We start from the raw sequence: 25,304 nt of genomic DNA, 5'->3' as shown, positions 1-25,304 counted from the left end.
TGACGGAGCCTAGGCGCGGGGGCGCAGCAGGGGGACACCGCCGGTCGCCGGCAGAGCCTCCGGCTCGGGGGCCGCGAGCCGGGCGGCGCGGCGCAGACGGAGGTGGAAGGCGAGTCCGATGGAGGCCGCCGCGATCCCGGAGGCGGCGCCGACCAGCATCGCCTGGCGCGGACCGTAGGCGTTCGCGACCCAGCCGATCAGCGGGGCGCCGATCGGGGTGCCGCCGACGAAGATGGCCATGTAGAGCGCCATGACCCGGCCCCGCATCTCGGGGGCGGTCGAGAGCTGCACGTAGCCGTTGGCCGAGGTCATCAGCGTCTGCGCCGCGATGCCGACGAAGGGGAGCAGGATCGCGAACGCCCAGACCGTCGGCATGACGCCGGCCAGCGCGAGCGCGACGCCGAACGCCGCGGAGGCGCCGACGATGAGCCGGAGCCTCGGGCGGTCGCGGCGAGCCGAGAGGAGCGCCCCCAGCACTGAGCCGACGGCGATCGCGGAGGAGAGCAGGCCGAACTCGCTCGCCCCCATGTCGAACTCGACCGTCGCCATCGTCGAGGCGAAGATCGGGAAGTTCAGGCCGAAGGTGCCGATCAGGAACACGATCGCGAGCACCACGAGGATGTCCGGCCGCTTCGACACGTAGCGGAACCCCTCCAGCAGGGCACCCGGGCCGCGCGTGGCCCGCGGGGCGCTGCGGAGCTGGTCGCGGTGGAGCGCGCGCAGCGAGAGCAGGACGGCGAGGAAGCTCGCGGCGTTGAGGAGGAAGACCCAGCCGGAGCCGACCGCGGCGATCAGCACGCCCGCGAGGGCCGGTCCGATCATCCGCGCCGAGTTGAAGGAGGCCGAGTTCAGCGAGACGGCGTTGGTGAGGTCGCGCTCCTCGACCAGCGCCGAGACGAACGTCTGGCGCACGGGCGCGTCGATCGCCGCGGCGAAGCCGAGCAGCAGGGCGAAGAGGTAGACCATCCAGAGCTGGACGACCCCGGTCACGACGATGAGACCCAGGCCGAGCCCGAGCGCGCCCATCGCGCCCTGGGTGGCCATCAGGAGCTTCCGCCGGTCGAAGCGGTCGGCGATGAAGCCGGAGAAGGGGACCATCACGAGCTGCGGTCCGAACTGCAGCGCCATGGTCACGCCGAGCGCCGTCGCGTCGTGGTCGGTCAGGTCGTTGATCACGATCCAGTCCTGGGCCGTGCGCTGCATCCAGGTGCCGACGTTCGAGACCATCGCGCCCGCGAACCAGATGCGGTAGTTCGGCACGGCGAGGGAGCGGAACATCGCGCTCATCGGTCGGCCACCGCGCGCAGGACCGCCGCCGCGTCGTGGAGGAGGCGCAGGTCCTCGGGAGGGAGCTCCTCGAGGCGCGCCACGAGCCAGGCGTCGCGGCTGCGGCGCACGTCGAGCACCAGTGCGGTGCCGGCCCCGGTGGGGCGGATGCGGGTGACGCGGCCGTCGGCGGGGTCGGCCAGGCGCTCCGCGAGTCCTCCGTCGACCAGGCAGCCGACCGTGCGGGTCATCGAGGGCGGGCGGACCCGCTCCGCCTCGGCCAGCTCGCCGAGGGTCTTCGCGCCCTCGCGGTGCAGGAGCGCGAGCACGCTGAACTGCGGATCGCTGAGCTCGTGCTGGGCCTTCTCCTGCCGGAGCCGCCGTCCGAGCCGGCCGACCGCTGCCCGCACCTCGCCCGCGAGGGAGGTCAGCGGGAGATCGGTCTGCGGGGACTCGATCTGAGGGGTCTCGGTCTGCAGGGTCTCGGTCGATGGCACATAGTTAGCCTAACAAAAGAACTGCCCGCTCAGGCGGAGGTCCGCGCGGTCCGCACCGCCCCGATGCTCGCGGCGACCACGAGCGCGATCCCGACGGCCTCGACGGCGCTGAGGCGCTGGCCGAGCACGAGGAAGCCCGAGAGCGCGGCCGCCCCGGGGGAGAGCGACATCAGGATCGAGAAAGTCGAGGAGCGCAGGCGCCGCAGCGCCAGCAGCTCCAGCGCGTAGGGCACCGCGGAGGAGAGCACCGCCACGGCGAGCCCGAGGAGCAGCACCGGCGGCACCACCAGGGCGGGTCCGGCGGAGGCGAGGCCGAACGGCAGCGACACGATCGCGCCGGCCGCCAGCGCCAGCGCGAGCCCGTCGATCCCCTGGAACCGCCCGCCGGTGCGGCCGGCGAAGACGATGTACGCGGCCCAGAGCACAGCGGCCCCCAGCGCGAAGCCGACGCCGACCGGGTCCAGCGCCGAGAACCCGCCCTGCGACAGGGTCACCACTCCGGCCAGCGCGAGCACCGCCCAGACCAGGCTCAGCACGCTCCTCCCGGCGATCACCGAGAGCGTCAGCGGCCCGAGCACCTCGAGGGTGACGGCGGCGCCCTGCGGGATCCGGGCGATGGCCTCGTAGTAGCAGGCGTTCATCCCGCCGAGGGCGAGACCGTAGGCGGCGACAGTGGCCCAGTCGCTCCGGCTGTGGCCGCGCAGCCGCGGACGGCAGACCAGGAGCAGCACGACGGCCGAGAACACCAGCCGGAGCGTGACGGTGCCGATCGGCCCCGCGGCGGGGAAGAGCAGCACAGCGAAGGAGGCGCCCAGCTGCACGCTCGCGACCGACCCGAGCACCAGGCCGATCGAGCCCGCGCTCGCCGGGCGCCGCTCCGGAGCGGCCGCTGCGCTCAGCTGGAGCGCCGCTGCGTCTGGACGGGCGGGACGTTGTAGCCGAGCAGGCCGACGCCGGTCGCGTCCCAGCGCAGCGTGGTCAGCGAGACGTTGTCGACCACGGGGAAGGTGTGCCGGTAGGTCTCGGGGTTGATGCCGAGGTAGGCGCACAGCAGGAGGCGGATGAGCGTGCCGTGCGCGACGACGAGCACGCGGCCGTCGGGGTGCTCGCGGTGGATGCGGGCGAGCGAGGTGTTGGCGCGGGCGACGGCGTCGAGGCCGGACTCGCCGCCGGGCATCGGCTGGATGGCCGGAGCGGCGACCCACGCGTGGTACTCGTCCGGGAAGCGCTTCTCCATCTCGTCGGTGGTCAGCCCCTCGCCCCGGCCGAAGTCGACCTCGACCAGCGCCGGGTCGGGCTGCAGCTCGAGGTGGGCCGCCCGCGCGGCGGGCACGGCGGTGCGCACGGCCCGGACCAGGGTGGAGGAGTACACCGCCTCGAGGTCGGCGTCGACGGCCCAGGCGGCCAGAGTCGCCGCCTGGTCCTGGCCCCGGGGGGTCAGCGCGATGTCGGAGGAGCCCGCGAAGCGGTTCTCGGAGTGCCAGACAGTCTCTCCGTGCCGGGCGAGGATCAGGGTCGTCACCCCCTGAGCCTACCGACCGCGCGGGCCCGCGGGCCCCGCGCTCAGGCGGCGGGGACGCCGTAGTGCGCGTCGACCATCACCGGGAGGTGGTCCGAGACGCCCTGGGGCAGCGTGGAGACCCGCTCGATCCGCACGGAGTCGCTGATCGCGAAGTCGAAGTGGCCGCTGAAGTAGCGGTAGCGCGCGTAGGTGGGGGAGTCGCTCCGCGAGACCAGGTAGCCGTTCCGGGTCATCCGGCGGTCGAGTCCGCGGAAGAACCACGGGTAGTTGTAGTCGCCGACCATCAGGGAGGGGGTGTCCGGCGCGTACTCGCGCAGCCGGTTGAGCGCCTCGTCGATCTGCTTGCGGCGCAGGGCGTTGCCGGCCGAGAGCGGGGCGGCGTGGAAGGAGGAGACGGCGATCGATCCGCCGTCGCGGTCGTCGAGGCGGACGGCCAGCAGGCGCTCGTGAGCGGGGGACATCACGCGGTCGTGCATGGACTTGCTGAGCTCGAACGCGGCGCTGCCGGAGAGCTCGAAGCGGTCCTGCGAGTAGTAGACGGCCAGGCCCAGGCGGTTGCGGGCCGTGACGGACGCGAGCCGGAGCGAGCCCACCTCCTGCGGCAGCTTCGTGGTGTCGCACTCCTGCAGGCACAGGACGTCGATGTCGTGGCGGGCGGCGAGGGGGGCGATCTCGGCGTGCGCTCGGTGCTCCCGGAGGTTGTAGGAGATCACGCGGAGGGCGCGTTCGGTCGGCTGCATTTCGCCAGTGTAGGGCGCGCCGACCGAGCGCCGGCCGACCCTCCGGCGAACACGGAGGGACCTCCTCGGAACGCGGTCGGAACGTTCGCCGACCGGCCGGGGAGGTCCCTCGCGGAGCCGTGTCAGTGCTGCTCGGTGCCCGAGGCGTCGGTCTCGGCATCGGTGCCGTGGACGCCGTCGGTGGGGCCCCAGTCGGGCAGCGGGGGGTTCTGCTCCTCGCCGTCGGCGCCGACGCCGTCGGCCAGGGGGGAGGCCGCGCCGCCGACCTCGTCGAGGCCCGCGGAGGTGCCGGTCTCGGTGGCGGGGTCGGGCGTGCGGGCGCCGTCGGTCGTGTCGGTGCCGTCGGTCGTGTCGGCGGGGGTGGGCTCGATGTCGTAGTCGGAGCTGCTCATGCCCCGACGCTACGACTCCGCCGCCCGCGGGGGCACCCCCTTGCGCTCCCGCGAACGACGGAGGCCCCCCGCACCGGGAAGGTGCGAGGGGCCTCCGAAGGGGGAGTGCTCAGCGTCCGTAGGCGGAGGCGGCGGGGCAGTCGAACGGGTCGCCGCCGGCCGACAGGCCGACCTTGTTGAGGTAGCGGACGACGATCGCGTACGACTCCATCAGCGAGGTCTCGGTGTAGGGGATCTGGTGGGTGGTGCAGTACTCCTTGGCGATGACCTGCGCACGGCGCAGCGCCGGGCGGGGCATGTTCGGGAAGAGGTGGTGCTCCACCTGGTAGTTGAGTCCGCCCATGTAGAGGTCGGTGAACCAGGTGCTGCGGATGCTGCGCGAGGTGAGGACCTGGCGGCGGAGGAAGTCGACGCGCGCCTCCTTCGGCAGCAGCGGCATGCCCTTGTGGTTCGGCGCGAACGAGGCGCCCATGTAGAGGCCGAAGACGCCCAGCTGCACGCCGACGAAGGCGAACGCCATGCCGAGGGGGAGGGCCCAGAAGATGACGGCGAGGTAGAGGCCGACGCGGGTGACGAGCATGGTGATCTCGACCCAGCGCTTGTCGACCTTGCCCTTGCCGAACACGGTGCGGAAGCCGTGCAGGTGCAGGTTGAGGCCCTCGAGCAGCAGGAGCGGGAAGAACGCGTAGCCCTGGCGGCGGGTGAGCCAGGCGTAGAGGCCGCGCGAGCGGGCCGCGTCCTCGGCGGTGAAGGAGACGACGTCGCGCTCGATGTCCGGGTCCTTGCCCAGCACGTTCGGGTTCGCGTGGTGGCGGCTGTGCTTGGTCATCCACCAGGAGTAGCTGATGCCGACGAAGAGGTTCGCGAGGGTGCGGCCGGCGACGTCGTTGGCCTTGCCGGACTCGAACACCTGGCGGTGCGAGGCCTCATGGGCGAGGAAGGCGAACTGCGTCAGCACGATGCCGAGGGCGGCGGCGAGCAGGAGCTGGAACCAGGAGTCGCCCAGCAGGACGAAGCCGGTGACGATGCCGCCGAGCGCGAGGACCAGCGCGCCGAACATCGTGTAGTAGAAGCCGGTACGGCGGCGGAGGAGCCCCGCGTCGCGGACCGTGCTGAGGAGACCGGAGTACTCGGTCGTCGGGTTGACGCGGCCGTCGGCGCGGGGACGGGTGCGGACGACGCGGGGGGCGCCTCCGGTGACGGACGTGGTGGTGGGGGTGCTCATCGGCGCCTCGCTCTTCGTGGTGACCGTCGGCGTCGACGGTCTCTCGGCGAGCGATCCCGACGGGGGCGGTCCGCTCATGGTTCACCGCGTCGGTAGGGGCCGGACGCGGCATCAGGGCGACCGGGGTCAAGGGCAACCTGGTGTGAACACTACGGGGACGGCGGCGGCACCGCACCATGGCGATTGCCAGCCTTCGCTCCGCGCGTGTCGGGAAGGGGAGTGCGCCTCCGGCAGGACCGCCGGAGGCGCACGGGCTCAGGAGCCGATCGAGTCCTGCGGGCGGCCGGACTTGAGCGCGGCGAGGCGCGCCTCCACCTCGGTCATCTCACCGAGGTCCTCGAGCGACTCGAACTGCGCGTCCAGGCTCGAGGAGGCGAGCTCCTCCGCGCCGCGGACGCGCGCCTCCTCGCGGCGGATCTTCTGCTCGAAGCGGCTCACCTCGCTCGTCGGGTCCATCAGGTCGATGCTCTTCACGGCGTCCTGGACCTGGCTCTGCGCCTCGACGGTCTTCGAGCGCGCGATCAGCTCGTCGCGCTTGCTCGAGAGCTGCTGCAGCTTCTCGCGCATCTGGTTCAGGCCCGACTTGAGCTTCTCGACGACCTCGGTCTGCGAGGCGATGGTCGGCTCGGCGTCCTTCGCCTCCTTCTCGGACTGGATCTGGCGCTGCAGAGCGACCTTGGCCAGCGCGTCGAACTTGTCGGCGTCGCCGGCGCTCCCGCCGGTGCGCAGCTCGTCGGCCTTGCGGCTCGCGGCGAGGGCCTTGCCGCCCCACTCCTGGGCGTTCTGCACGTCCTCGCGGTAGTCGTCCTCGAGCAGGCGCAGGTTGCCGATCGTGGTGGCGATCGCCGCCTCGGCGTCGCGGATGCTGTCGGTGTAGTCGCGGACCATCTGGTCGAGCATCTTCTGCGGGTCCTCGGCCTGGTCGAGGAGCGCGTTGATGTTGGCCTTCGCGAGCTGCGCGATGCGGCCGAAGATCGACTGTCTCTGAGCCATGGGTGTCTCTCCTTGCGTCGTGGGTGGTGCCGGATGTCGGAGGTGGTGCCGGAGTCGTGGGGGAGGTGGTGGTCGTCGGTCCTGCGCGGATGCCCGGGGGCGCTCAGAAGCGCCCGCCGCCGCCGCGGCGTCCGCCTCCGCCGCTGCTGCGCCCGCCGCCGAAGCCGCCGCCGCCGGAGCGCCGGGACGAGCCGCCTCCGCCGAAGCCGCCGCTGAACCCGCCTCCGCCGAAGCCGCCCGAGCGGTAGCCGCTGCGGCGTCCGCCTCCCAGGAGCGACTCGACCAGGATCCCGCCGAGGAACGCGCCGGTGGTGTCGCCACCGTAGGGGCTGCCGACGGCGTTCGGGGCGGAATAGGCGCCGGCGTCGGCCCGCGCCCGCTCGAGCGCCTGCTGGGCGAGCTGCGAGGCGCGCTGGGCGGAGGCGAGAGCCTCGCGGGGGTCGGTGGCGGCGATGCGCTCGGCGTACTCGGCCGAGCGGGCGGCCTCGGCGACGCGGGTGCGCGCCTCCGAGCCGACCGCGCCGCGGCGGGCCGCGATGAAGTCCTCGGCGGCCGAGACGCGGCTGCGGGCGGAGGTGAGCTCGGCGCCGAGGGCGGCCCGCTCGCGCTCGCGCTGGGCCTGCGCGTCGCGGAACCCGCCGACGGCGGCGTCGATCGTGGCGTCGGCGGCGGTGAGCGCCTCGAGCAGGGCGAGCGGGTCGTTCGGCCGCACGGAGGCGGCGCGCTCGACGTCGTCGAGGGCGGCCTCGGTCGAGGCGACCGCCGCGGCGACGTTCTGCGCCTGGGCGGCGGACTCCGCGTCCGGGGAGGCGGCGAGCGCTCGTCCCTGCGTCACGTCGGCGCGGATCTCGGCGATGCGGCCGGCGAGCGACGCCTCCGCCTTCTGCAGCTCGTCGCCCCTCGTCGCCACCGCGTCGACGAGCCCGGAGGCCTGCTCGGCGGCCTGCTGCCCGGCGCGCAGCAGCACGGCGGCGCGGCCGGAGTCGCCGGCCTGCAGCGCCTGCTGGGCGCCGGCGAGCTGGTCGCGGGTGAAGCGGAGGCGGTCCTCGGCCTGGTCGGCGTCGTCGCCCACGTCGTCGATCGCGGTCGGCGCGTAGCGGGAGGCGAGCTCGGCGAGGCGGGCGCGGGCCGAGGGGAGGCGGTCGCCGACCTCGGCGGCGCGGGCCGTGAGCGCGGCGGCGACCTGCGGCGCGTTCTTCTCGAGGTCGCGCAGCTCCTCGAACGCACTCGCGCGCTCGTCGAGCGTCTGCTCGGCGTCGGCGCAGAGCTGGAGGATGCGCTGGTAGCCGTCGCGGCGCTCCTGATCGGTCTCCGGCTCGGCGTCGTCGAGGCGCTGCTGCAGGGTGAAGGCCTCGCCGAGCAGGTGCTTCGCGGTGACGAGCGCCTCGCGGAACGCGCCGGTCGCGTCGGCGCCGAACTGCGCCTCCGCGAAGCCGACCTCCTGCTCGCTGGTGCGGACGGCGTCGTCGGCGTGGACGAGGGCCGATCCGGCACGGGTGGCGAGCTCGTCGATCGAGGCCTCCACCGCCTCCTGGGCGCGGCGCTTCCGCGCGCGGCGGACGAGCAGCAGCACCACGAGGCCGATCACGACGAGCACCGCGAGCACGCCGAGCGCGATCAGCAGCCCCGAGCCGAGGGACTCGCCGGCGCTGGGCGCGTCGAGGCGCTGCCCGATCCCGTCGGCGGCGGCCACCGCGGCTCCGGCCCAGTCGCCGTCGGCGAGCCTCGGCTCGATGTCGTCGGACTGGAGCGAGGAGACCTGCGCGTCGTCGAGGGCGAAGCCCTGCGCGACCGACACCTGGTACTGGCGGGCGTCGACCGCGACGGCCAGGAGGACGTCGTCGGTGCCCAGTCCGTTGCGGGTCGCGGTCTCGTCCGCCCACGCGGCGCGGTCGGACGGATCCGTGAAGGAGTCGACGAAGGCGACGAACAGCTGCACGCGGTGCTGGTCGTAGAGGGCCCGCGAGGCCTGCTCGATCTCGGCGGTCTCTCCGGAGCTCAGCACCCCGACCGAGTCGAGGACGGTGGAGGAGGAGAAGGAGACGGGCGATTCGGCCGTCGCCGCGGTCGCGGGGACCAGCGCGAGGACCGCGGCGATCAGGAGGGCCGCGAGCACCGGCAGCAGCCGGGAGCTCACGGGGTGGTGGGGTCTCGCCGGCATCGCGCACACTCCTTCGTCGTCGCCTCCCGAGTGTAGACAGCCCGGATGTCCGAGCAGGAGTCGGGAGGCGGCAGGCCGTCGACCGCGTGCCCGGGGCGCGGGGGATGGGAGAACGCCGGGAGGAGGAATGACCGTGCTCCGCTCGCGGTTGCCGCCCGGAGTGCGCCGCAGGTGCACGTGCCTCCCCCCCTCAGGGCAGCCCCTGAGACAGCTCCGTAGAAAGGCGATCCCGTGGATCCGTTCTCCCCCCTCACCGCCGGCGACCTCGACCTCCCCAACCGCATCGTCCTGGCACCGATGACGCGACTGCGCTCCGACGAGAAGGGCGTGCCCGGCGCGATCGTCGCCGAGTACTACGCCCAGCGCGCGAGCATGGGCCTGCTGATCAGCGAGGGCGTCTTCCCCAGCGCCGAGTCCAAGGGCTACGCCGGGCAGCCCGGCATCGAGACCGACGCGCAGGCCGCGGGCTGGCGCGCCGTCGCCGACGCCGTGCACGCCGCGGGCGGGCGCATCGTCATGCAGCTGATGAACGCGGGCCGCGTCTCGCACACCGAGATCACCGGCACCGACCGCATCGTCGCCCCGAGCGCCGTCGCCATCGACGGAGAGGTGCACACCCCCTCCGGCAAGAAGCCCTTCCCGGTGCCGCACGCGCTGACCACCGAGGAGCTGGCGACCGTCCGCGACGAGTTCGTCGCCGCCGCCCGCCGCGCGATCGACGCCGGCTTCGACGGAGTCGAGGTGCACGGCGCCAACGGCTACCTGCTGCACGAGTTCCTCTCGCCCGTCTCCAACGTGCGCACCGACCAGTACGGCGGGACCCCGGCCGAGCGCGCCGCGTTCCCGCTCGAGGTCACCCGCGCGATCGTCGACGAGGTCGGAGCGGGCCGCGTCGGCATCCGCCTCTCGCCGGCCCACAACATCCAGGACGTCGTCGAGACCGACGGCGACGACGTGCGCGCCACCTACGAGGCCGTCGTCGACGGGCTCGCCCCGCTCGGCCTGGCCTACCTCAGCGTCCTGCACGCCGAGCCCGCCGGCGAGCTGGTCCAGGACCTCCGCTCGCGCTTCGACGGCGTCTTCATCGCCAACAGCGGCTTCGGCTCGCCGACCAGCCGCGAGGAGGCGACCGAGCTGATCAGCGAGGGCCACGCCGACGCCGTGGCCGTCGGCCGCCCGGCGATCGCCAACCCCGACCTGGTCGAGCGCTGGCAGGGCGGGCACCCCGAGAACGAGGTCGTCCAGGAGACGGTCTACGGCGGAGGAGCCGAGGGCTACACCGACTACGAGCCCCTCTCGGCGTAGTCGCGACTCACGCGGAAGGCCCGCTCCCTCGAGGGGGAGCGGGCCTTCCGCGTACCGGGGGATCAGCTCTCGCTGCCCCGGCTCTTCAGCTCGGACTCGATGCGGGCGTCCTGCTCGGGCGAGAGCTCGTGGTCCTCGTCCTCCGGGCCGGCCGTCTCGCCGACGCGGCCCTCGCCGAGGGCGTGGATCGAGGTGATCTCGTCCTCGAGCGCGGCGTCGCGGTCGTGCTCGCTCACGAGCCGGTCTCGATCTCCCCGGCGGAGACGGCCTCGGCGTACTTGCGGAGGTCCGGGCCGGGCTCGAAGTCGATGAAGCGGTCCTTGAGGCGCGCGTTCAGCTCGGCGAACACGTCCTCCCAGGGCTCGCCCTTCTTGCTCGTCGCGAGGTCGAGCACCGCCTCGCGGAGGACCCTGTCCGAGTCCTCGAGGATCTTGTCGCGGGCTTCGTCGTTCCAGCGGATGTCCTGTGCGTCCATGCTCCGACCGTAGGCGCGGGGCCGGGACGCCCCAAGGACTTGCGGGCGGGGGGCGGGAGGCGTAGGAGCCCCCGCCGCTCCGCGCTCAGGAGAGCGCCGGCAGCACCTCGCGCTCGAACAGCTCGATGCCGGACCGGTCGTAGGCGGCGTCCGGGAAGTAGAGGATGCCGTAGTCCATCCCGCGCGACTGCATGCCGGCGAGCCGGTCGACGATCTGCGCGGGAGTGCCGACCGCGAGCGCGTCGGGGCTGCGGTACTCGGCGACGAAGGACGCCGCTCCCTCCGCGCCGAGGTACGGGATCACGCGCTCCTCGAGACGCTGCAGCGCCGCCTCGACCTCCGCCTCCGTCTCGCCGATCACGACGTTGTAGTTCGAGCTCCGGGTGATCGCCGAGAAGTCGGTGCCCAGGCGCTCGCAGTGCCCGCGGAGGACCGAGCTCTTGTGGTCGAACGCCTCCGGGGTCCCGGCGAAGTTCGTGTACTGCGCGTACTGGGCCGCGATCCGCAGCGTGACCTTCTCGCCGCCGCCGGCAACCCACAGCGGGATGCCGCCCTCCTGCAGGGGCAGCGGCCGGTTCTGCGCGCCGTCCACCTGGTGGTAGCGGCCGTCGAGGGTCGCGGACCCGGTCGTCCAGGCCTGCTGCAGGATCTGCACGCCTTCGTCGAGCCGGCCCAGCCGCTCGGCGATCGGCGGGAAGCCGTAGCCGTACGCGCGCCACTCGTGCTCGTACCAGCCGCCGCCGATGCCCATCTCGACCCTCCCGCCCGAGACGATGTCGACGGTCGTCGCGACCTTGGCGAGGTAGGCGGGGTTCCGGTAGCCCATGCAGGTGCACATCTGGCCCAGCCGCACGCGCGACGTGGTGGCGCCGAACGCGCTCATCAGCGACCACGCCTCGTGCGTCGCCTCCTCCGTCACCTGCGGGACGGTGTGGAAGTGGTCGTAGACCCAGATCGACTCCCAGGCGCCGTCGTCGGCGTGCCGGGCGAGGTCGCTCATGGTGCGCCACTGGTCGGCGGCCGGGACGCCGACGAGGTCGTGGCGCCAGCCCTGGGGGATGAAGAGTCCGAATCGCATGCCGCCGACCCTAGGGCGGCCCGGCCCCCGAGGTCGAGGGGGTCGCGGTGCTCGCGTACGCTTCCGACCGATGCTGACCTTCACAGAGGATCTCGGACTCTCCGTCCTCGCGCTGATGATCCTCGCCGCCTTCGCGGCCGGCTGGATCGACGCGGTCGTGGGCGGCGGCGGACTCCTCCAGCTCCCCGCCCTGCTCCTCGTGCCGGGGATCTCGCCTGTGCAGGCGCTCGCCACGAACAAGCTGGCCTCGATCTTCGGCACGACCACCAGCGCGATCACCTACTACCGGCGCGCGAAGCCCGATCTGCGCACCGCACTGCCGATGGCGGCGGTCGCCCTCGCGGGCAGCTACGGAGGCGCGACGCTCGCCGGCCTCCTCCCGGCCGCGGTGTTCAAGCCGATCATCGTCGTCGCGCTGATCGTGGTCGCCGTCGTGACGATCGCCCGCCCGGCACTGGGCAGCGTCACGGTGCTCAAGCACGCGGGCCGGCGCCACCTCGTCACCGCGGCCGTGCTGGGACTCCTGATCGGCTTCTACGACGGCCTGATCGGACCGGGCACCGGCACCTTCCTGATCATCGCCCTGATCACCGCGCTGGGCTACGACTTCCTGCTCGCCAGCGCCAAGGCGAAGATCGTCAACGTCGCGACCAACCTCGGCGCCCTGCTCTACTTCGTGCCGGGCGGGCACGTGATCTGGCTGCTGGGCCTCCTGATGGGCGCCGCCAACGTGGCGGGCGCGTACCTCGGCTCGCGGATGGCCGTCGCTCGTGGCAGCCGCTTCATCCGGGTCGCGTTCCTCGTCGTGGTCGGCGCCCTCATCCTCAAGGTCGGCTCCGACGTCTGGACCGAGAACCTGGCGCCGCTGCTGCGCTAGCGCGGGCTGCGGGACCGAGCCGCGGAACGAGGACGGGACCCCCTGCCGCGGCAGACGGTCCCGTCCTCGTTCCGATCGCTCGCGCTCCGGCGCTCGGCTTCGCCTGGCTCAGCCGAAGGGGATAGAGCCGACCAGCACGCCGACGGCGAGCATGACCAGCGAGACGACGACCGCTCGCCACAGCACCTTGCGGTGGTGGTCGCCGAGGTTCACCGCGGCGAGGGAGACGAGCAGGAGGATCGCCGGGACCAGCGGGCTCTGGAGGTGCACCGGCTGCCCGGTGATCGAGGCGCGCGCCATCTCGACCGGCGAGATGCCGTAGTTCGCCGCGCTCTCGGAGAGCACGGGGAGGATGCCGTAGTAGAACGCGTCGTTCGACATGAAGAAGGTCATCGGGATGCTGAGCACGCCGGTGATCACGGCGAGGAACGGGCCGAGCGCCGGCGGGATCACCGCGACGACCCACTCCGCCATGGCGTCGACCATGCCGGTGCCGTTGAGGACGCCGATCAGCACGCCGGCCGCCAGCACCATCGACACGACGCCCACGATGCTCGGCGCGTGCTTGACGATCTCGGCCGCCTGGTCCTTCATCTTCGGGAAGTTGATCAGCAGGGCGACCGCGGAGCCGACCATGAACACGTAGGGCAGCGGCAGGATGTCGGCGACCAGCAGCGTCATCACCGCGAGGGTCAGGACCAGGTTCACCCAGATCAGCTTCGGGCGCAGCGTCTCGCGCTCCGGGTCGAGCATCGTGTCGGCCATCGCGGTGTCGGCGTCGTCGGCCTGCACGCGGGCGGCGACCGCCACCTGGGCTCCGCGCAGGGCCTGGGGACCGCGGAGGAAGGAGAAGCGCTCCCGGGCGACGGTGCGGATGCCCCCGGTCAGGGCCGCGAGGCCGCCGGTGCGGGCGCCGCCCGAGCGGGAGGAGGAGCCGCGGCCGGCGCCGACGAGCTCCTGCTCGAGCATCGGCTCGGCCAGCGCGAGCGAGCCGAGGCGGCGGCGCTCGCCGAGCCCGAGGAACCAGGCGAAGACGAGAGTGACGGCCAGGCCCACCGCGAGCGACGGGAGCATCGGCACGAAGATCTCGCTCGGCGAGACCTGGAGGGCCGCGGCGGCGCGCACCGTCGGTCCACCCCAGGGGACGATGTTGAGCGTGCCGTTGGCCAGGCCCGCGACGCAGGTCAGCACGACCGGGTTCATCCCCAGGCGCAGGTAGATCGGGAGCATCGCGGCGGTGGTGACGATGAAGGTGGTCGAGCCGTCGCCGTCGAGCGAGACCGCACCCGCGAGCAGCGCCGTGCCGAGCACGACCTTCGCCGGGTCGTCGCCGAGCGCGCGGACGATGAAGCGGATCAGCGGGTCGAAGAGCCCGACGTCGATCATGATCCCGAAGTACATGATCGCGAACATCAGCAGCGCGGCCGTGGGCGCGAGGCTGCCGATCGCCTCGAGGACCATGTCGCCGATGCCGAGGCCGGCGCCCGCGAAGAGGCCGAAGATCGTCGGCACGACGATCAGGGCGACCATCGGCGTCAGCCGCTTGGTCATGATCAGGGCCATGAAGGCCAGGATCATGGTGAAACCGAGTACTACCAACACAGCTGACTCCTTCGTCCAGTGCCTCCGCCCGCGCTCGGCGGGAGAGCCGGCCGGGAGATGGTGGAAACCCTAGGCAGCTCCGCGTCCGGCGCCGGGGTATCGCTCATTACGGCGACATCTGCGCATAGTGTGGCTTCTGCGCATTCTGCGCACGACGACGGCGAGGAGGCCCCGATGCGCTTCGCGACCCACGTCCTGGTCCTGCAGCTCGCCACGGTGTCGGCCGCCGTGCTGGTCTGCGCGGGGCTCGTCACCGCGCTCAGCATCCAGCAGCTGCGCGGCGAGGCGGAGGGCACGGCGCTCGCCATCGCCCGCACCGTCGCCGAGGACCCCGACGTGCGCGACGCGGTCGCCGCGTCCTCCGCCGTGCCCGGCGCTCCCGCCGCCTCAGAGCTGCGCGGCGGACCGCTCGAGGACGTCGCCGCCGCCGTCGAGCAGCGCACCGGCGCGCTCTTCGTCGTGATCACCGACGACCAGGGCATCCGCCTCGCCCACCCCGACGAGGACCGCCTCGGCGAGCGGGTCTCGACCAGCCCCGACGAGGCGCTCGCCGGGCGCGAGAGCGTCTCGTGGGGCACCGGCACGCTCGGCGAGTCGGCACGGGCGAAGGTCCCGGTCTTCGCCGCGGGGGAGCAGCGGGTCGTCGGCGAGGTCAGCATCGGCTTCGCGCGCTCCAGCGTCTTCACCGACCTGCCGACCGCGCTGCTCGGCGTCCTCGCCGCGGCGCTCGCCGGGCTGGTGCTCGCCGCCGTCGCCTCCGTCTTCATCCGCCGCCGCCTGCTGCGCCTGACGCTCGGCCTCGCCCCGGAGGAGCTCACCTCGCTCGTGCAGGACCAGGCCGCCGTGCTCGACGGGGTCGACGAGGGCGTGCTCGCGCTCGACCGCGACGGGCGCGTCGGCGTCTGCAATGCGCGGGCCGCCGCGATCCTCGGCTCCGACGACCCGACCGGGCGGGCGCTGCACGGGCGGCCGCTCGCGGAGCTCGACCTGCCCGTTCCGCTGGCCGACGCGATCGGCGCCGCGCTGCACTCCGTCGAGCCGCCCCGCCCCGGAGGCGAGGAGGGCTTCGTCGTCCGCTCCCGCATCGTCTACGTCGACATCCGCCGGGTGACCCGCGGCGACCGCGACCTGGGCGTGGTGGTGGTGCTGCGCGACCGCACCGACCTCGCCGCGCTGAGCCGGCGCCTCGACGCGGTCGGCGCGATGACCAACGCGCTCCGGGTGCAGCGGCACGAGTTCGCCAACCGCCTGCACGTGGTCGCGGGCCTGCTGGATGCGGGGCGGACCGCGTCGGCGCGCGACTACCTCGACGAGGTGCTGACCCGCGGCCCGCTCAAGTACCCGGTGCAGCACGCCGACCGGCTGCAGGAGCCGTACCTCCAGGCGCTCGTCGGGGCGAAGGGGATCGAGGCGGCCGAGCGCGGCGTGCTGCTGACGCTCGGCGAGGAGACGCTGGTGCGCGGCACCGTCGTCGAGCCGGAGGACGTCGCCACGGTGGTCGGGAACCTGGTGGACAACGCGGTGCGCGCGGCGGTCGAGGGGCGGCGCGACGTGCGCTTCGTCGAGGTCGAGCTGCTCGACGACGGCGACGCGCTCTTCGTGACGGTCGCCGACTCGGGCGACGGAGTGCTCGATCCGGACTCGCTGTTCGACCGGGCCGGCGCGGGCGACCCCGTCGAGGACGACGGTCGCGTGCACGGCCGGGGCTTCGGCCTGCCGCTGTGCCGCGAGGTGGCCGCCCGGCGCGGCGGCGAGGTCTGGCTGGCGGACGCCGGCGGAGCGGAGTCGGGGGCCGTGCTGTGCGCGCGCCTCCCCGGAGCGGTGCGGCCGCCGGAGCAGGACGGGGACCGGTCATGAGCGCGGACACGGCGCGGGAGCGCACGGTGCTGGTGGTGGACGACGACTTCCGGGTCGCCCAGCTGCACGCGGACCTGGTCGAGGCGCGGCAGGGGCTGACGGCCCTTCCTCCGGTGCACACGGCGCGCGCGGCGCGGGCGGCCGTCGCCGAGTACGCGCCCGATCTGCTGCTGCTCGACGTGCACCTGCCGGACCAGAGCGGGATCGCGCTGCTCCGCGAGCTCGACACCGACGCGTTCGTCGTCAGCGCCGCCTCCGACGGGGCGACGGTGCGGCGCGCGCTGCACGCGGGAGCGCTCGGGTACCTCATCAAGCCGTTCGAGGCGCGCCTGCTCGGCGAGCGCCTCGACGCGTACGTGCGGTTCCGGAACGTGCTGCGGGAGGACCGCGCGGCCGATCAGGAGGCGGTGGAGCGGGCGCTGCGCATCCTGCACTCGGGCGACGCGACCGCCGCGCAGCCCTCGCGCTCGGCGACCGAGCAGCTCGTCCTGGCGCGGCTGGCCGAGTCGGGCGCCGAGCTGTCGGCCCTCGAGGTGGCAGAGCGCGCCGGCATCTCGCGCGCCACCGCCCAGCGCTACCTCTCGGGTCTCGCGGGCCGCGGCCTCGTCGAGATGACCCTCAGCTACGGCACCACCGGCCGCCCGGAGCACCGCTACCGCGCCCGCTGACCCTCCGCGAGCGGAGTCCGCGCTCGAGCCGGCGGGACGTTCTCGGCGGTCGGGATCCGCTCTCGGGGACCTGAGCGCCTAGGGGAGCTGACTGCGGAGCACCGGCGTGCGGTGCTCGGTCGAGCCGAACGGGGGATCCGCGTGTCAGCGGATCCTCCTAGGCGGTCGGGACCCGCTCTCGGGAACCCGACCGCCCGTGGGAGCCGACTGCGGTGCGCCGCCCTGCGGCGCACGAGACGGCCCGTCGAACGAGCGATCCGCGTGTCAGCGGATCGTTCTAGGCGGTCGGGACCCGCTCTCGGGAAACCGACCGCCTAGGAGAGCCGACTGCGGTGCGCCGCCCCGCGGCGCACCGCAGTCGGCTCAGTGCGTCGCGTCGACGTCCGCGCCCGCGGCCTCGGCCACGCGGCGGCGCTCGGCGGCCTCGGCGGCCATGCGGCGGCCCTTGGGGCTGACGAGGGAGGCGATCACCGTGATCACGAGGACGCCGATGATGACCGAGAGCGACAGTCCGGTGCCGATCTCGAAGACCTCCACGTGCTCGCCGTTGTTGATGAACGGCAGGTTGTTCTCGTGGAGCGCGTGCAGGATCAGCTTCACGCCGATGAAGGCGAGGATCGCGGCGAGGCCGATGCTGAGGTAGACGAGGCGGTCGAGCAGGCCGTCGATGAGGAAGTACAGCTGGCGCAGGCCCAGCAGCGAGAACGCGGTCGCCGTGAAGACGAGGTACACGTCGCTGGTGAGGCCGAAGATCGCCGGCACGCTGTCGAGGGCGAACAGGATGTCCGTTCCGCCGATCGCCGCCATGACGAGGATCATCGGCGTGAGGACCTTCTTGCCGTCGATGTGCGTGTAGAACTTGTCGCCGTCGTACTGGTCGCTCGTCTTGAAGATCCGCTTGGCCAGGCGCACCATCACGTTGTCGCTGGAGTGGTCGTCGCCCGGCTTGACCAGGTTGAACGCGGTCAGCAGCAGGATCAGGCCGAAGATGTAGAAGACCCAGGCGAACGAGTTGATCAGTGCGGCGCCGAGGAAGATGAAGCCGGTGCGGGCGATCAGCGCGAAGACGATGCCGAAGAGGAGCACCTTCTGCTGGTCGGCGCGGGGCACCTTGAAGCTCGCCATGATGATGAGGAAGACGAACAGGTTGTCGACCGAGAGGGCCTTCTCGGTGATGTACCCCGCGAAGTACTCCGATCCGGGCGTCGCTCCGCCGAAGACGAGGACGCCGAGCCCGAAGAGCACGGCGATGCCGACGTAGAGCGCCGACCAGATCGACGACTCCTTCAGCGTGGGCTCGTGGGCCTTCCGGACGTGGAAGAAGAAGTCGAAGAGCAGGAGCAGGACGATGAAGACGATCGTCAGGGTCCAGATCAGGGGCGATACGGTCATGAAGGGGCTGGCCTCGCTCGTGAAGGGGGGGTCGGGGGACGGTCGCGGGGGTCGCTCGTCAAGGGAAAAGGTAGCGAGGCGCCGTGACGAGCAGGGTGCCCGCCGATGGATCGTGAGTATCTTCTCAGTTCTCCGCGCGTCCCTCGCGCCCAGCGGCCGGAGCGCCACACTGGTCACCATGACCGGCGCCGCTGTCGACAGGACCTTCCAGGACGCCTCCGGCGTCGTCATCCACTACCGCTGGTGGCCGCACCCCTCGCCCCGCGCGATCGTGCAGCTGGCCCACGGGGTCGGCGAGCACTCGGGGCGCTACGTCGAGCTGGCGGAGGCGCTGGTCGCCGCCGGGTACGCGGTCGCGGCGGACGACCACCGAGGGCACGGCCGGACCGGCCTCGAGCAGCACGGCGGCGACTCCTCTCGGCTCGGACTGCTGGGGCCGGGCGGCCTGCGCGCGACCGAGGCGGCGATCCTCCGGCTGACGGAGCTGCTCGCGGAGGAGAGCCCGGGAGTGCCGATCGTGCTGCTCGGCCACTCCTGGGGGTCGCTCATGGCGCAGCGGATCGTCGACCACCACTCCGGCGCCTACGCCGCGCTCGTGCTGAGCGGCACGGCCTACCGCCTCCCGGGGCACATGAACGCGGGCGACCTGGCGAAGCGGCACCGCGTCGCCGGCGGCCTCGGCCTCGAGTGGCTCTCCCGCGACCCGGAGGTCTGGCAGCGGTTCCACGACGACCCCCTCACCTTCACCACGCCGCTCGCGAAGCGGATCGGGCTGGTCGAGACCCTGCGGCTGGTCGGCCGCCCGAAGCGCGGGCCCGAGCATCCACTGCCCCTGCTGCTGGTCGTGGGCGCCGACGACACCCTCGGCGGCGAGCGGTCGGTGCGCGCGCTCGCCCAGGCCTACCGGCGGCGGGCCGGGTACACGGACGTCTCGGTGCGGGTGTACCCGGAGGCGCGGCACGAGCTGTTCCAGGAGCTCAACCGGGCCGAGGTCACGGCCGATCTCGTGGAGTGGCTGGGCGAGCGCTTCCCCGCCCCGGCTCGCGCCTAGGCTGGCGTCATGCATGGCGAGTACAAGGTCCCCGGCGGAAAGCTCGTGGTCGTCGACCTCGACGTGGTCGACGGGAGGTTCGCCGGGTTCCGCCTGGCGGGCGACTTCTTCCTCGAGCCCGACACGGCCCTCGACGACATCGATCGCGCGGTCGTGGGCCTCCCGGCCGAGACGGACGCGAAGTCCATCGCCGCCGCCATCCGGCAGGCGCTCCCGGCCGACGCGGTCCTGCTCGGCTTCACGCCCGAGGCCGTCGCGGTCGCGATCCGCCGCTCGCTGCAGAAGGCGACCAGCTGGCGCGACTACGACTGGCGCATCGTGCACGACCGGGCCGTCCCTCCCGCGACCCACCTGGCGCTCGACGAGGTGCTGACCGCCGCGGTCGGCGAGGGCCGCCGGGAGCCGACGCTGCGGATCTGGGAGTGGGACCAGCCCGCCGTCGTCATCGGCAGCTTCCAGTCGCTCCGCAACGAGGTCGACCTCGACAACGCGGCGAAGTACGGCGTCGACGTGGTCCGCCGCATCTCGGGCGGCGGCGCGATGTTCATGGAGGCGGGCAGCGTCGTCACGTACTCGCTCTACGTCCCCGGCGACCTCGTCCAGGGGCTGACCTTCGCCGACTCCTACGCCTTCCTCGACGAGTGGGCCGTCAGCGCGCTGCAGTCGCTCGGGATCGACGCGGTCTACCAGCCGCTCAACGACATCACGTCGCCCTCGGGCAAGATCGGCGGCGCCGCGCAGAAGCGCCTGGGCTCCGGCGCCGTCCTCCACCACGTGACCATGAGCTACGACATCGACGCCGAGAAGATGGTGCAGGTGCTGCGGATCGGCCGCGAGAAGCTCTCGGACAAGGGCATCGCCTCCGCCGTGAAGCGCGTCGACCCGCTGCGCAGCCAGACCGGGCTCAGCCGAGCCGAGATCATCGAGCGGATGAAGGCGACCTTCGTGCAGCTGCACGGCGGCGAGGCGGGGACGCTGACCGAGGAGGAGTACGCGGCGGCGGAAGAGCTGGTGCGGACGAAGTACTCGACTCCGGAGTGGCTGCGGCGCGTCCCCTGACCGGCGGGTCCGGGGCGGCGGTCGCCGGCGCGTGGACCCGGAGCGGAACGCGGCGGACCGGTCCGGCGGGCGCCCCTCAGCTCGCGAGGAGCTCCTGGTAGTCCGGGTGCTCGGCGATGAACTCGGCGACGAACGGGCAGGCCGGGACGATGCGCCCGCCGAAGCGCTCGTGCGCGTCGTCGAGGGCCGCCTCGACGAGGGTCTCGCCGAGGCCCTCGTGGCGGTGCTCGGGCGCGATCTCGGTGTGGAGGAAGACCACGTCGCGGCCGCGGACGGCGTAGTCCGCGACTCCGACGGTCTCGCCGTCGAGCCAGAGCGTGTAGCGGGACGAGTCCTCGTCGTGGCGCACCTCGGAGATCATCGCGCCACTCTACGCCGGAGCCTCCCGGCACCCGTCGAGCGCGGGCGCGAGGCGCGGAGCGTGTCGCCGGGCTCGCGCGCACTGGCACAATTGCCGGGTGCCCAGGACGATCCAGATCGCGGACGGCGTCCCGGAGTCGCGGAGCGCGGTGTTCCACGCCGACAACCTCGAGGTCCTGCCGCAGCTGGCCGACGGGGCCTTCACCGTCGTCTACCTCGACCCGCCGTTCAACACGGGCCGGGCGCAGGTGCGCACCTCGACCACCTCGGTGCGCTCCACCACCGGCACGATCGCCGGCTTCAAGGGGCGCAGCTACGAGCGGATCCGCGGCGACCTGCTCCGCTACGACGACCGCTTCGACGACTACTGGTCGTTCCTCGAGCCGCGTCTGGCCGAGGCGTGGCGGCTCCTCGCCGACGACGGCACCCTCTACCTCCACCTCGACTACCGCGAGGCGCACTACGCGAAGGTGCTGCTCGACGCGCTCTTCGGCCGCGAGTGCTTCCTCAACGAGATCATCTGGGCCTACGACTACGGAGCGAAGGCCACGCGCCGCTGGCCGACCAAGCACGACACGATCCTCGTCTACGTGAAGGACCCGCGCGGCTACCATTTCGACTCCGCCGCTGTGGACCGCGAGCCGTACATGGCCCCGGGCCTGGTGACCCCCGAGAAGGCCGAGCGCGGCAAGCGGCCGACCGACGTGTGGTGGCACACGATCGTCTCGCCGACAGGCCGCGAGAAGACCGGGTACCCGACGCAGAAGCCGGAGGGGATCCTCCGCCGCATCGTGCAGGCGTCCAGCCGCGAGGGCGACGCCGTCCTCGACTTCTTCGCCGGCTCCGGCACGACCGGCGCCGTCGCGCACGCTCTCGGCCGCCGCTTCGTCCTCGTCGACGAGCACGCCGACGCGGTCGCCGTCATGCGCCGCCGCTTCGCCGCCCTCGACCCGGCGCCGCTCTTCCTCTGACGCGGGCCCTCTCGACTCCTCAGACGTGTCGAGGTCGGTCGCTCCCACTGTCCAGAAGGTGTCGCACTCGACATCGATCGCTCCGACTGTCCAGGAGTTGTCGCACTCGACGCCGACTGCGACAACTCCTGGACAGTCGTGGTGGGAGGCGCGCCTCCCCAGGTGCGGGATCAGGGGTTCGTCCACAGAATGCGGATCGCGGGAGTCGGACGAGGATCACGGACCGCCAGAATCGCGGCATGTCCAGCACCGACCTCGGAGCCTTCACCCGGCGAGCGGCACTCCGCGCCGGGATGACGGACGCCCGGCTGCGCACTCCCGCCCTGGCCAGCCCCTTCCACGGAGTGCGCACCCGGGTGGCGCCCGTGACGCACCTGGAACGAGCCGCCGCCTACCTGCCGCGGCTGCGGCCCTGGCAGCTCTTCTCCCACCTGACCGCGGCCGAAGCCTGGGGAGTGCCGCTCCCGGCGCGACCCGGCGAGGACGATCCGATCCACGTGGCGGCGACGACGCCGCACCGGCCCCCCGGGACCCGGGGTGTGATCGGCCACACCCTCACGGAGACGGACAGGGTCGAGCGGCACGGCCTGCCGGTGACAGGAGCGGTGTCGACGTGGATCGCGCTCGCGCCACTGCTGTCCGCCCGCGATCTCCTCGCGGCGACGGACCACCTCCTGGTCGAGCCGCGCTACCCGCGCCGGGACGATCCGCGTCCCCCTGTCCGGCTTCACGAGCTGCAGGACCGCCTGGCCTCCCATCGGGGCCGGGGCCGACGCGGCCTGGCTGAGGCTCTGCGGCTGGCATCGACCGGAGCCGCCTCGCGGAGGGAGACCTGGCTCCGCGCTCTCGTCGAGGAGGCGGGACTGCCCGCGCCCGAAGTGAACGCCGAGATCAGGATCGGCGGCCGACTGCTCGCGGTCGGCGATCTGGTCTTCGAACGGTGGAAGGTGGTGGCGGAGTACGACGGCGGCCAGCACCGGACGGACGACGCGCAGTTCTCACGCGATCGTGAACGGCTCCTGGCCCTGCACCTCGCGGGCTGGATCGTCGTGGTCGTCCGCGCGGAGGGTCTGACCCGGGGCAGGGCGCGCACGATCGCCGAGCTCCGTGCCGCTCTCGTGGCCCACGGCTGGCGACCGTGATGCACCCCGTCGACGGATCGACCCGCTCGTCCATCCCCGCCCCGCCGCCCGCGTCCGCCTCACCGTCCGGATCCGTGCGCCCGTCCGCATCCGATCGAGCACGCGGAGCCCTCTGACTACGCAGGAGTCGTCGCACTCGGCGTCGACTGCGACGACTACTGCGTACTCGCGGGCCGGGATCAGCTGCTGGCGCGGACGACCAGCGACGTCGGCATCAGCGTGCGGTGCTCCACGGGGAGCCCCTCGATGCGGGCGGTCAGCAGCTCCACCATGCGGGCGCCGAGCTCGTCGGGGAGCTGGCGAACGGTGGTCAGCGCGGGGACGGCGTTCCGCGCGAAGAGATCGTCGTCGAAGCCCACGACGGACACGTCCTCGGGGATCCGGCGGCCGGCCTCGCGGAGGGCGGCGTAGGCGCCGACCGCCATCTGGTCGTTCGCGGCGAAGACGCCGTCCAGGTCGGGGTCGCGGTCGAGGAGGCGGCGCATCGCCTCGGTGCCGCTGGCCGGCGAGAAGTCTCCCCACTCGACGAGGTCGTCCGCGAGGCCGGCGTCGGTGAGTGCGCCGCGCCAGCCGATCAGGCGGTCGACGCCCGGCGGCATGTCGGCGGGGCCCGCGATGGTGGCGATCCGGCGCCGGCCGCGCTCGATCAGGTGCGCGGTGGCGACGGCCGCCCCCTCCGTGTTGTCCACGTCGACGAAGTAGGAGCCGCGCTCGTCGGGCGAGAGCGGTCGGCCGCCGAAGACGATCGGCAGCGTGCCCGAGAGCGCCGCGTAGGAGTGGTCGCCCGAGTGGTGCGAGACCACGAGCGCGCCGTCGACATTGCCGCCGAGCAGGTACCGCCGCGTCTTCTCGCCGTCCGTCTCGGACGCGATCAGCATCGAGAGCGTGTAGTCCGTGTCGGCCAGGCGCATCGCGGCGCCCTGCACGATCGAGGCGAAGAACGGGTCCGCGAAGACGCGCGCGGTCGACTCCGGCACGATCAGCGCGATCGACTGCGTGCGCCGCGAGGCGAGCATCCGCGCCGCGTGATTGGGCACGTAGTCGAGCTCGCCGATCGCCTTCTCGACGGCGGCCACGATCTCGGCCGCCACCTGCGGGGCGCCGTTGACCACCCGCGAGACCGTCGCGCGCGAGACTCCGGCCCGCGCCGCGACCATCTCGAGGGTGGGGGAGCGGCCCCCGCCGCGGACGCCCGTCTGCTCGCTCACGGGTCAGTCCAGGATCGCCGCGGCGCTGCCGCCGAGCAGTCGGGAGTAGACCAGGCCCGAGTCCTTCACGATCCGCTCCTGCGTGTCGTAGTCGACGCGCACGATGCCGAAGCGCTTCTCGTAGCCCCAGGCCCACTCGTAGTTGTCGAGGAGGGACCAGACGAAGTAGCCGCGGACGTCGGCGCCCTGGTCGATCGCGTCGGCGACCTTCTCGACGTGGTCGAGCACGTACTGCGTGCGGTCCGCGTCGTGCACGCGGCCGTCCTCGACGACGTCGTCGTAGGCGGCGCCGTTCTCGGTCACGTAGAGCGGAGGGAGGTTCTCGTACTCCAGGCCCAGGCGGGTCAGCAGGTAGCGCAGGCCGTCGGGGTTCACCTCCCAGTCCATCGCGGTGCGCGGCAGCCCGCGCGACGGGAAGGTGATGAACTCGGAGCCGACCCAGGGGGAGCCGACCTCGCGGTCGGTCGCCTGGGCGAAGTCGTCGGCTCCGGCCGGCAGCGGATGCGCCGAGACGTTGTCGTCGTGGTAGTGGTTCACGCCGAGGAAGTCGAGCGGGAGCGAGATGAGATCGAGGTCGCCGTCGACGATCAGCTCGTCGAGCCCGAGCCCTTCGACGTCCTCGAGCAGGTCCTCGGGGTACTCGCCGCGCAGCAGCGGGTCGAGGAAGATCCGGTTCTGGAGCGCGTCGAAGCGGCGTGCGGCGTCGAGGTCGGCCTCGTCCTCGGGGTCGTCGGGGACGGCGTTCGAGAGGTTGAGCGTGATGCCCAGGTTCTGCGCTCCGAGCTGCCGGAGCGTCGAGACGGCCAGCCCGTGGGCGAGGTGCGTGTGGTGCACGGCGGCGAGGGCCTTCTGCTGCGAGATCACGCCGGGGGCGTGCACGCCCGCGCCGTAGGAGAGCAGGGTCGAGCAGAACGGCTCGTTGAACGTCGTCCAGTGCTGCACCCGGTCGCCGAGGCTCTCGTAGACGGCCTCGGCGTAGTCCCGGAAGCGCTCGGCGGTGTCGCGGTTCGCCCAGCCGCCGGTCTCCTCGACGGCCTGCGGGAGGTCCCAGTGGTAGAGGGTCAGCCACGGCAGCACGCCGGCGCCGAGCAGCTCGTCGACCAGGCGGGAGTAGAAGTCGAGGCCCTCGGGGTTCACGGCGCGGTCGCCCGGCTTCACGCGCGCCCAGCTGACCGAGAAGCGGTAGGAGCCGAGCCCCAGCTCCTTCATCAGCCGCACGTCCGCGGGCATCCGGTGGTAGTGGTCCACCGCGACCTCGGGGGTGTCGCCCTTCGCGACCGCTCCGGGGACGCGGGAGAACGCGTCCCAGATGCTGTCCTCCTTGCCGCCCTCGTGGCCGGCGCCCTCGATCTGGGCGGCGGCGGTCGCGGATCCCCAGAGGAAGCCGGCGGGCCAGTCGCGGACGGCGAGCCGGTCGGCGCGGGCGATCTGCTCCGAGAGGCTCGGGGTCGCGGGGGAGGGGG

At 72.9% G+C, this 25,304-nt stretch carries 25 protein-coding genes; 8 read left to right on the top strand and 17 right to left on the bottom strand.

The window, feature by feature from the left end; all coding sequences use genetic code 11:
* Positions 1–9: 9 nt before the first annotated feature.
* The 9 genes from C5C49_RS04865 to C5C49_RS04825 form a co-directional block, all read right to left on the bottom strand.
* Positions 10–1,287 carry an MFS transporter gene (locus C5C49_RS04865; protein WP_104345577.1) on the bottom strand — a complete coding sequence of 426 codons (1,278 nt, stop codon included), beginning with the start codon at positions 1,285–1,287 and terminating at the stop codon, positions 10–12.
* Positions 1,284–1,763: a MarR family winged helix-turn-helix transcriptional regulator gene (locus C5C49_RS04860; protein ID WP_258068386.1), complete on the bottom strand. Its 480-nt coding sequence runs from the start codon at positions 1,761–1,763 to the stop codon at positions 1,284–1,286. The genes C5C49_RS04865 and C5C49_RS04860 overlap by 4 nt, the downstream gene beginning before the upstream one ends.
* A gap of 29 nt (positions 1,764–1,792) precedes the next feature.
* Positions 1,793–2,605 carry a DMT family transporter gene (locus tag C5C49_RS04855; protein WP_244229480.1) on the bottom strand — a complete coding sequence of 271 codons (813 nt, stop codon included), beginning with the start codon at positions 2,603–2,605 and terminating at the stop codon, positions 1,793–1,795.
* Between the two features lie 53 nt (positions 2,606–2,658).
* Positions 2,659–3,285: a histidine phosphatase family protein gene (locus C5C49_RS04850; protein ID WP_104223854.1), complete on the bottom strand. Its 627-nt coding sequence runs from the start codon at positions 3,283–3,285 to the stop codon at positions 2,659–2,661.
* 41 nt (positions 3,286–3,326) lie between these two features.
* A complete protein-coding gene (locus C5C49_RS04845; RefSeq protein ID WP_104223855.1) occupies positions 3,327–4,025 on the bottom strand; it encodes an endonuclease/exonuclease/phosphatase family protein in 699 nt (232 codons plus the stop codon).
* A 122-nt stretch (positions 4,026–4,147) separates the two neighbouring features.
* Positions 4,148–4,417, bottom strand: coding sequence for a hypothetical protein (locus tag C5C49_RS04840; RefSeq protein WP_104258105.1), 270 nt, complete (start codon positions 4,415–4,417; stop codon positions 4,148–4,150).
* 109 nt (positions 4,418–4,526) lie between these two features.
* Complete coding sequence (locus C5C49_RS04835; protein ID WP_181133928.1) at positions 4,527–5,642, bottom strand: acyl-CoA desaturase; 1,116 nt, start codon at positions 5,640–5,642, stop codon at positions 4,527–4,529.
* Between the two features lie 255 nt (positions 5,643–5,897).
* Complete coding sequence (locus tag C5C49_RS04830) at positions 5,898–6,635, bottom strand: PspA/IM30 family protein (protein WP_104345575.1); 738 nt, start codon at positions 6,633–6,635, stop codon at positions 5,898–5,900.
* Positions 6,636–6,738: 103 nt separating this feature from the next.
* Positions 6,739–8,796: a TPM domain-containing protein gene (locus tag C5C49_RS04825; RefSeq protein WP_104345574.1), complete on the bottom strand. Its 2,058-nt coding sequence runs from the start codon at positions 8,794–8,796 to the stop codon at positions 6,739–6,741.
* 231 nt (positions 8,797–9,027) lie between these two features.
* Here C5C49_RS04825 and C5C49_RS04820 point away from each other — a divergent pair, with 231 nt between their 5' ends.
* Complete coding sequence (locus C5C49_RS04820) at positions 9,028–10,101, top strand: alkene reductase (RefSeq protein ID WP_104345573.1); 1,074 nt, start codon at positions 9,028–9,030, stop codon at positions 10,099–10,101.
* A gap of 62 nt (positions 10,102–10,163) precedes the next feature.
* Here the strand turns inward: C5C49_RS04820 and C5C49_RS16885 are convergent, their stop codons facing one another.
* The 3 genes from C5C49_RS16885 to C5C49_RS04810 all read right to left on the bottom strand — a co-directional run bounded on the left by C5C49_RS16885 (position 10,164) and on the right by C5C49_RS04810 (position 11,654).
* Positions 10,164–10,337, bottom strand: coding sequence for a hypothetical protein (locus tag C5C49_RS16885; RefSeq protein WP_160035225.1), 174 nt, complete (start codon positions 10,335–10,337; stop codon positions 10,164–10,166).
* Positions 10,334–10,576: a hypothetical protein gene (locus C5C49_RS04815; protein ID WP_068251275.1), complete on the bottom strand. Its 243-nt coding sequence runs from the start codon at positions 10,574–10,576 to the stop codon at positions 10,334–10,336. The genes C5C49_RS16885 and C5C49_RS04815 overlap by 4 nt, the downstream gene beginning before the upstream one ends.
* Positions 10,577–10,661: 85 nt before the next feature.
* Complete coding sequence (locus tag C5C49_RS04810; RefSeq protein ID WP_104345572.1) at positions 10,662–11,654, bottom strand: LLM class F420-dependent oxidoreductase; 993 nt, start codon at positions 11,652–11,654, stop codon at positions 10,662–10,664.
* Positions 11,655–11,724: 70 nt separating this feature from the next.
* On the opposite strand from C5C49_RS04810, the gene C5C49_RS04805 reads away from it, so the two are divergent.
* Entirely contained in the window at positions 11,725–12,531 is an 807-nt protein-coding gene (locus C5C49_RS04805; protein WP_104345571.1) for a TSUP family transporter, read from the top strand.
* A gap of 108 nt (positions 12,532–12,639) precedes the next feature.
* On the opposite strand, the gene C5C49_RS04800 is transcribed toward C5C49_RS04805, so the two are convergent.
* The gene (locus tag C5C49_RS04800; RefSeq protein ID WP_104233156.1) at positions 12,640–14,109 is read right to left on the bottom strand and encodes a CitMHS family transporter; all 1,470 of its coding nucleotides are present in this window, start codon (positions 14,107–14,109) and stop codon (positions 12,640–12,642) included.
* A 198-nt stretch (positions 14,110–14,307) separates the two neighbouring features.
* Between C5C49_RS04800 and C5C49_RS04795 the strand changes: the two genes are divergently transcribed.
* Positions 14,308–15,990 (top strand): sensor histidine kinase, encoded by a 1,683-nt coding sequence (locus C5C49_RS04795; protein ID WP_104345570.1) that lies wholly within the window; start codon positions 14,308–14,310, stop codon positions 15,988–15,990.
* Positions 15,987–16,658, top strand: coding sequence for a response regulator (locus C5C49_RS04790; RefSeq protein WP_104345569.1), 672 nt, complete (start codon positions 15,987–15,989; stop codon positions 16,656–16,658). Before C5C49_RS04795 ends, C5C49_RS04790 begins: the two co-directional genes overlap by 4 nt.
* A gap of 363 nt (positions 16,659–17,021) precedes the next feature.
* Here the strand turns inward: C5C49_RS04790 and C5C49_RS04785 are convergent, their stop codons facing one another.
* A complete protein-coding gene (locus C5C49_RS04785) occupies positions 17,022–18,050 on the bottom strand; it encodes a TerC family protein (RefSeq protein WP_104223866.1) in 1,029 nt (342 codons plus the stop codon).
* A gap of 178 nt (positions 18,051–18,228) precedes the next feature.
* Here C5C49_RS04785 and C5C49_RS04780 point away from each other — a divergent pair, with 178 nt between their 5' ends.
* Both C5C49_RS04780 and C5C49_RS04775 read left to right on the top strand, forming a co-directional pair.
* The gene (locus tag C5C49_RS04780; protein ID WP_104233159.1) at positions 18,229–19,101 is read left to right on the top strand and encodes an alpha/beta fold hydrolase; all 873 of its coding nucleotides are present in this window, start codon (positions 18,229–18,231) and stop codon (positions 19,099–19,101) included.
* 9 nt (positions 19,102–19,110) lie between these two features.
* On the top strand, positions 19,111–20,160 hold the full coding sequence (locus tag C5C49_RS04775) for a biotin/lipoate A/B protein ligase family protein (protein WP_104225162.1): 1,050 nt from the start codon (positions 19,111–19,113) through the stop codon (positions 20,158–20,160).
* A gap of 76 nt (positions 20,161–20,236) precedes the next feature.
* Here C5C49_RS04775 and C5C49_RS04770 read toward each other — a convergent pair whose 3' ends face one another.
* Positions 20,237–20,521, bottom strand: coding sequence for a GNAT family N-acetyltransferase (locus tag C5C49_RS04770; protein ID WP_104233160.1), 285 nt, complete (start codon positions 20,519–20,521; stop codon positions 20,237–20,239).
* Between the two features lie 97 nt (positions 20,522–20,618).
* Here C5C49_RS04770 and C5C49_RS04765 point away from each other — a divergent pair, with 97 nt between their 5' ends.
* Together C5C49_RS04765 and C5C49_RS04760 are read left to right on the top strand one after the other, a co-directional pair.
* On the top strand, positions 20,619–21,491 hold the full coding sequence (locus C5C49_RS04765; protein ID WP_104225160.1) for a site-specific DNA-methyltransferase: 873 nt from the start codon (positions 20,619–20,621) through the stop codon (positions 21,489–21,491).
* A 239-nt stretch (positions 21,492–21,730) separates the two neighbouring features.
* On the top strand, positions 21,731–22,633 hold the full coding sequence (locus C5C49_RS04760; RefSeq protein ID WP_104345568.1) for a hypothetical protein: 903 nt from the start codon (positions 21,731–21,733) through the stop codon (positions 22,631–22,633).
* 179 nt (positions 22,634–22,812) lie between these two features.
* On the opposite strand, the gene C5C49_RS04755 is transcribed toward C5C49_RS04760, so the two are convergent.
* Positions 22,813–23,790 (bottom strand): LacI family DNA-binding transcriptional regulator, encoded by a 978-nt coding sequence (locus tag C5C49_RS04755; RefSeq protein ID WP_104345647.1) that lies wholly within the window; start codon positions 23,788–23,790, stop codon positions 22,813–22,815.
* Positions 23,791–23,844: 54 nt separating this feature from the next.
* On the bottom strand, positions 23,845–25,269 hold the full coding sequence (locus tag C5C49_RS04750) for a GH1 family beta-glucosidase (protein WP_104345646.1): 1,425 nt from the start codon (positions 25,267–25,269) through the stop codon (positions 23,845–23,847).
* Positions 25,270–25,304: the final 35 nt, after the last annotated feature.

The sequence above is a fragment of the Rathayibacter sp. AY1E2 genome, from assembly GCF_002932325.1.
Classification (GTDB): domain Bacteria; phylum Actinomycetota; class Actinomycetes; order Actinomycetales; family Microbacteriaceae; genus Rathayibacter.
This window is presented reverse-complemented; position numbering and strand designations above follow the sequence as displayed.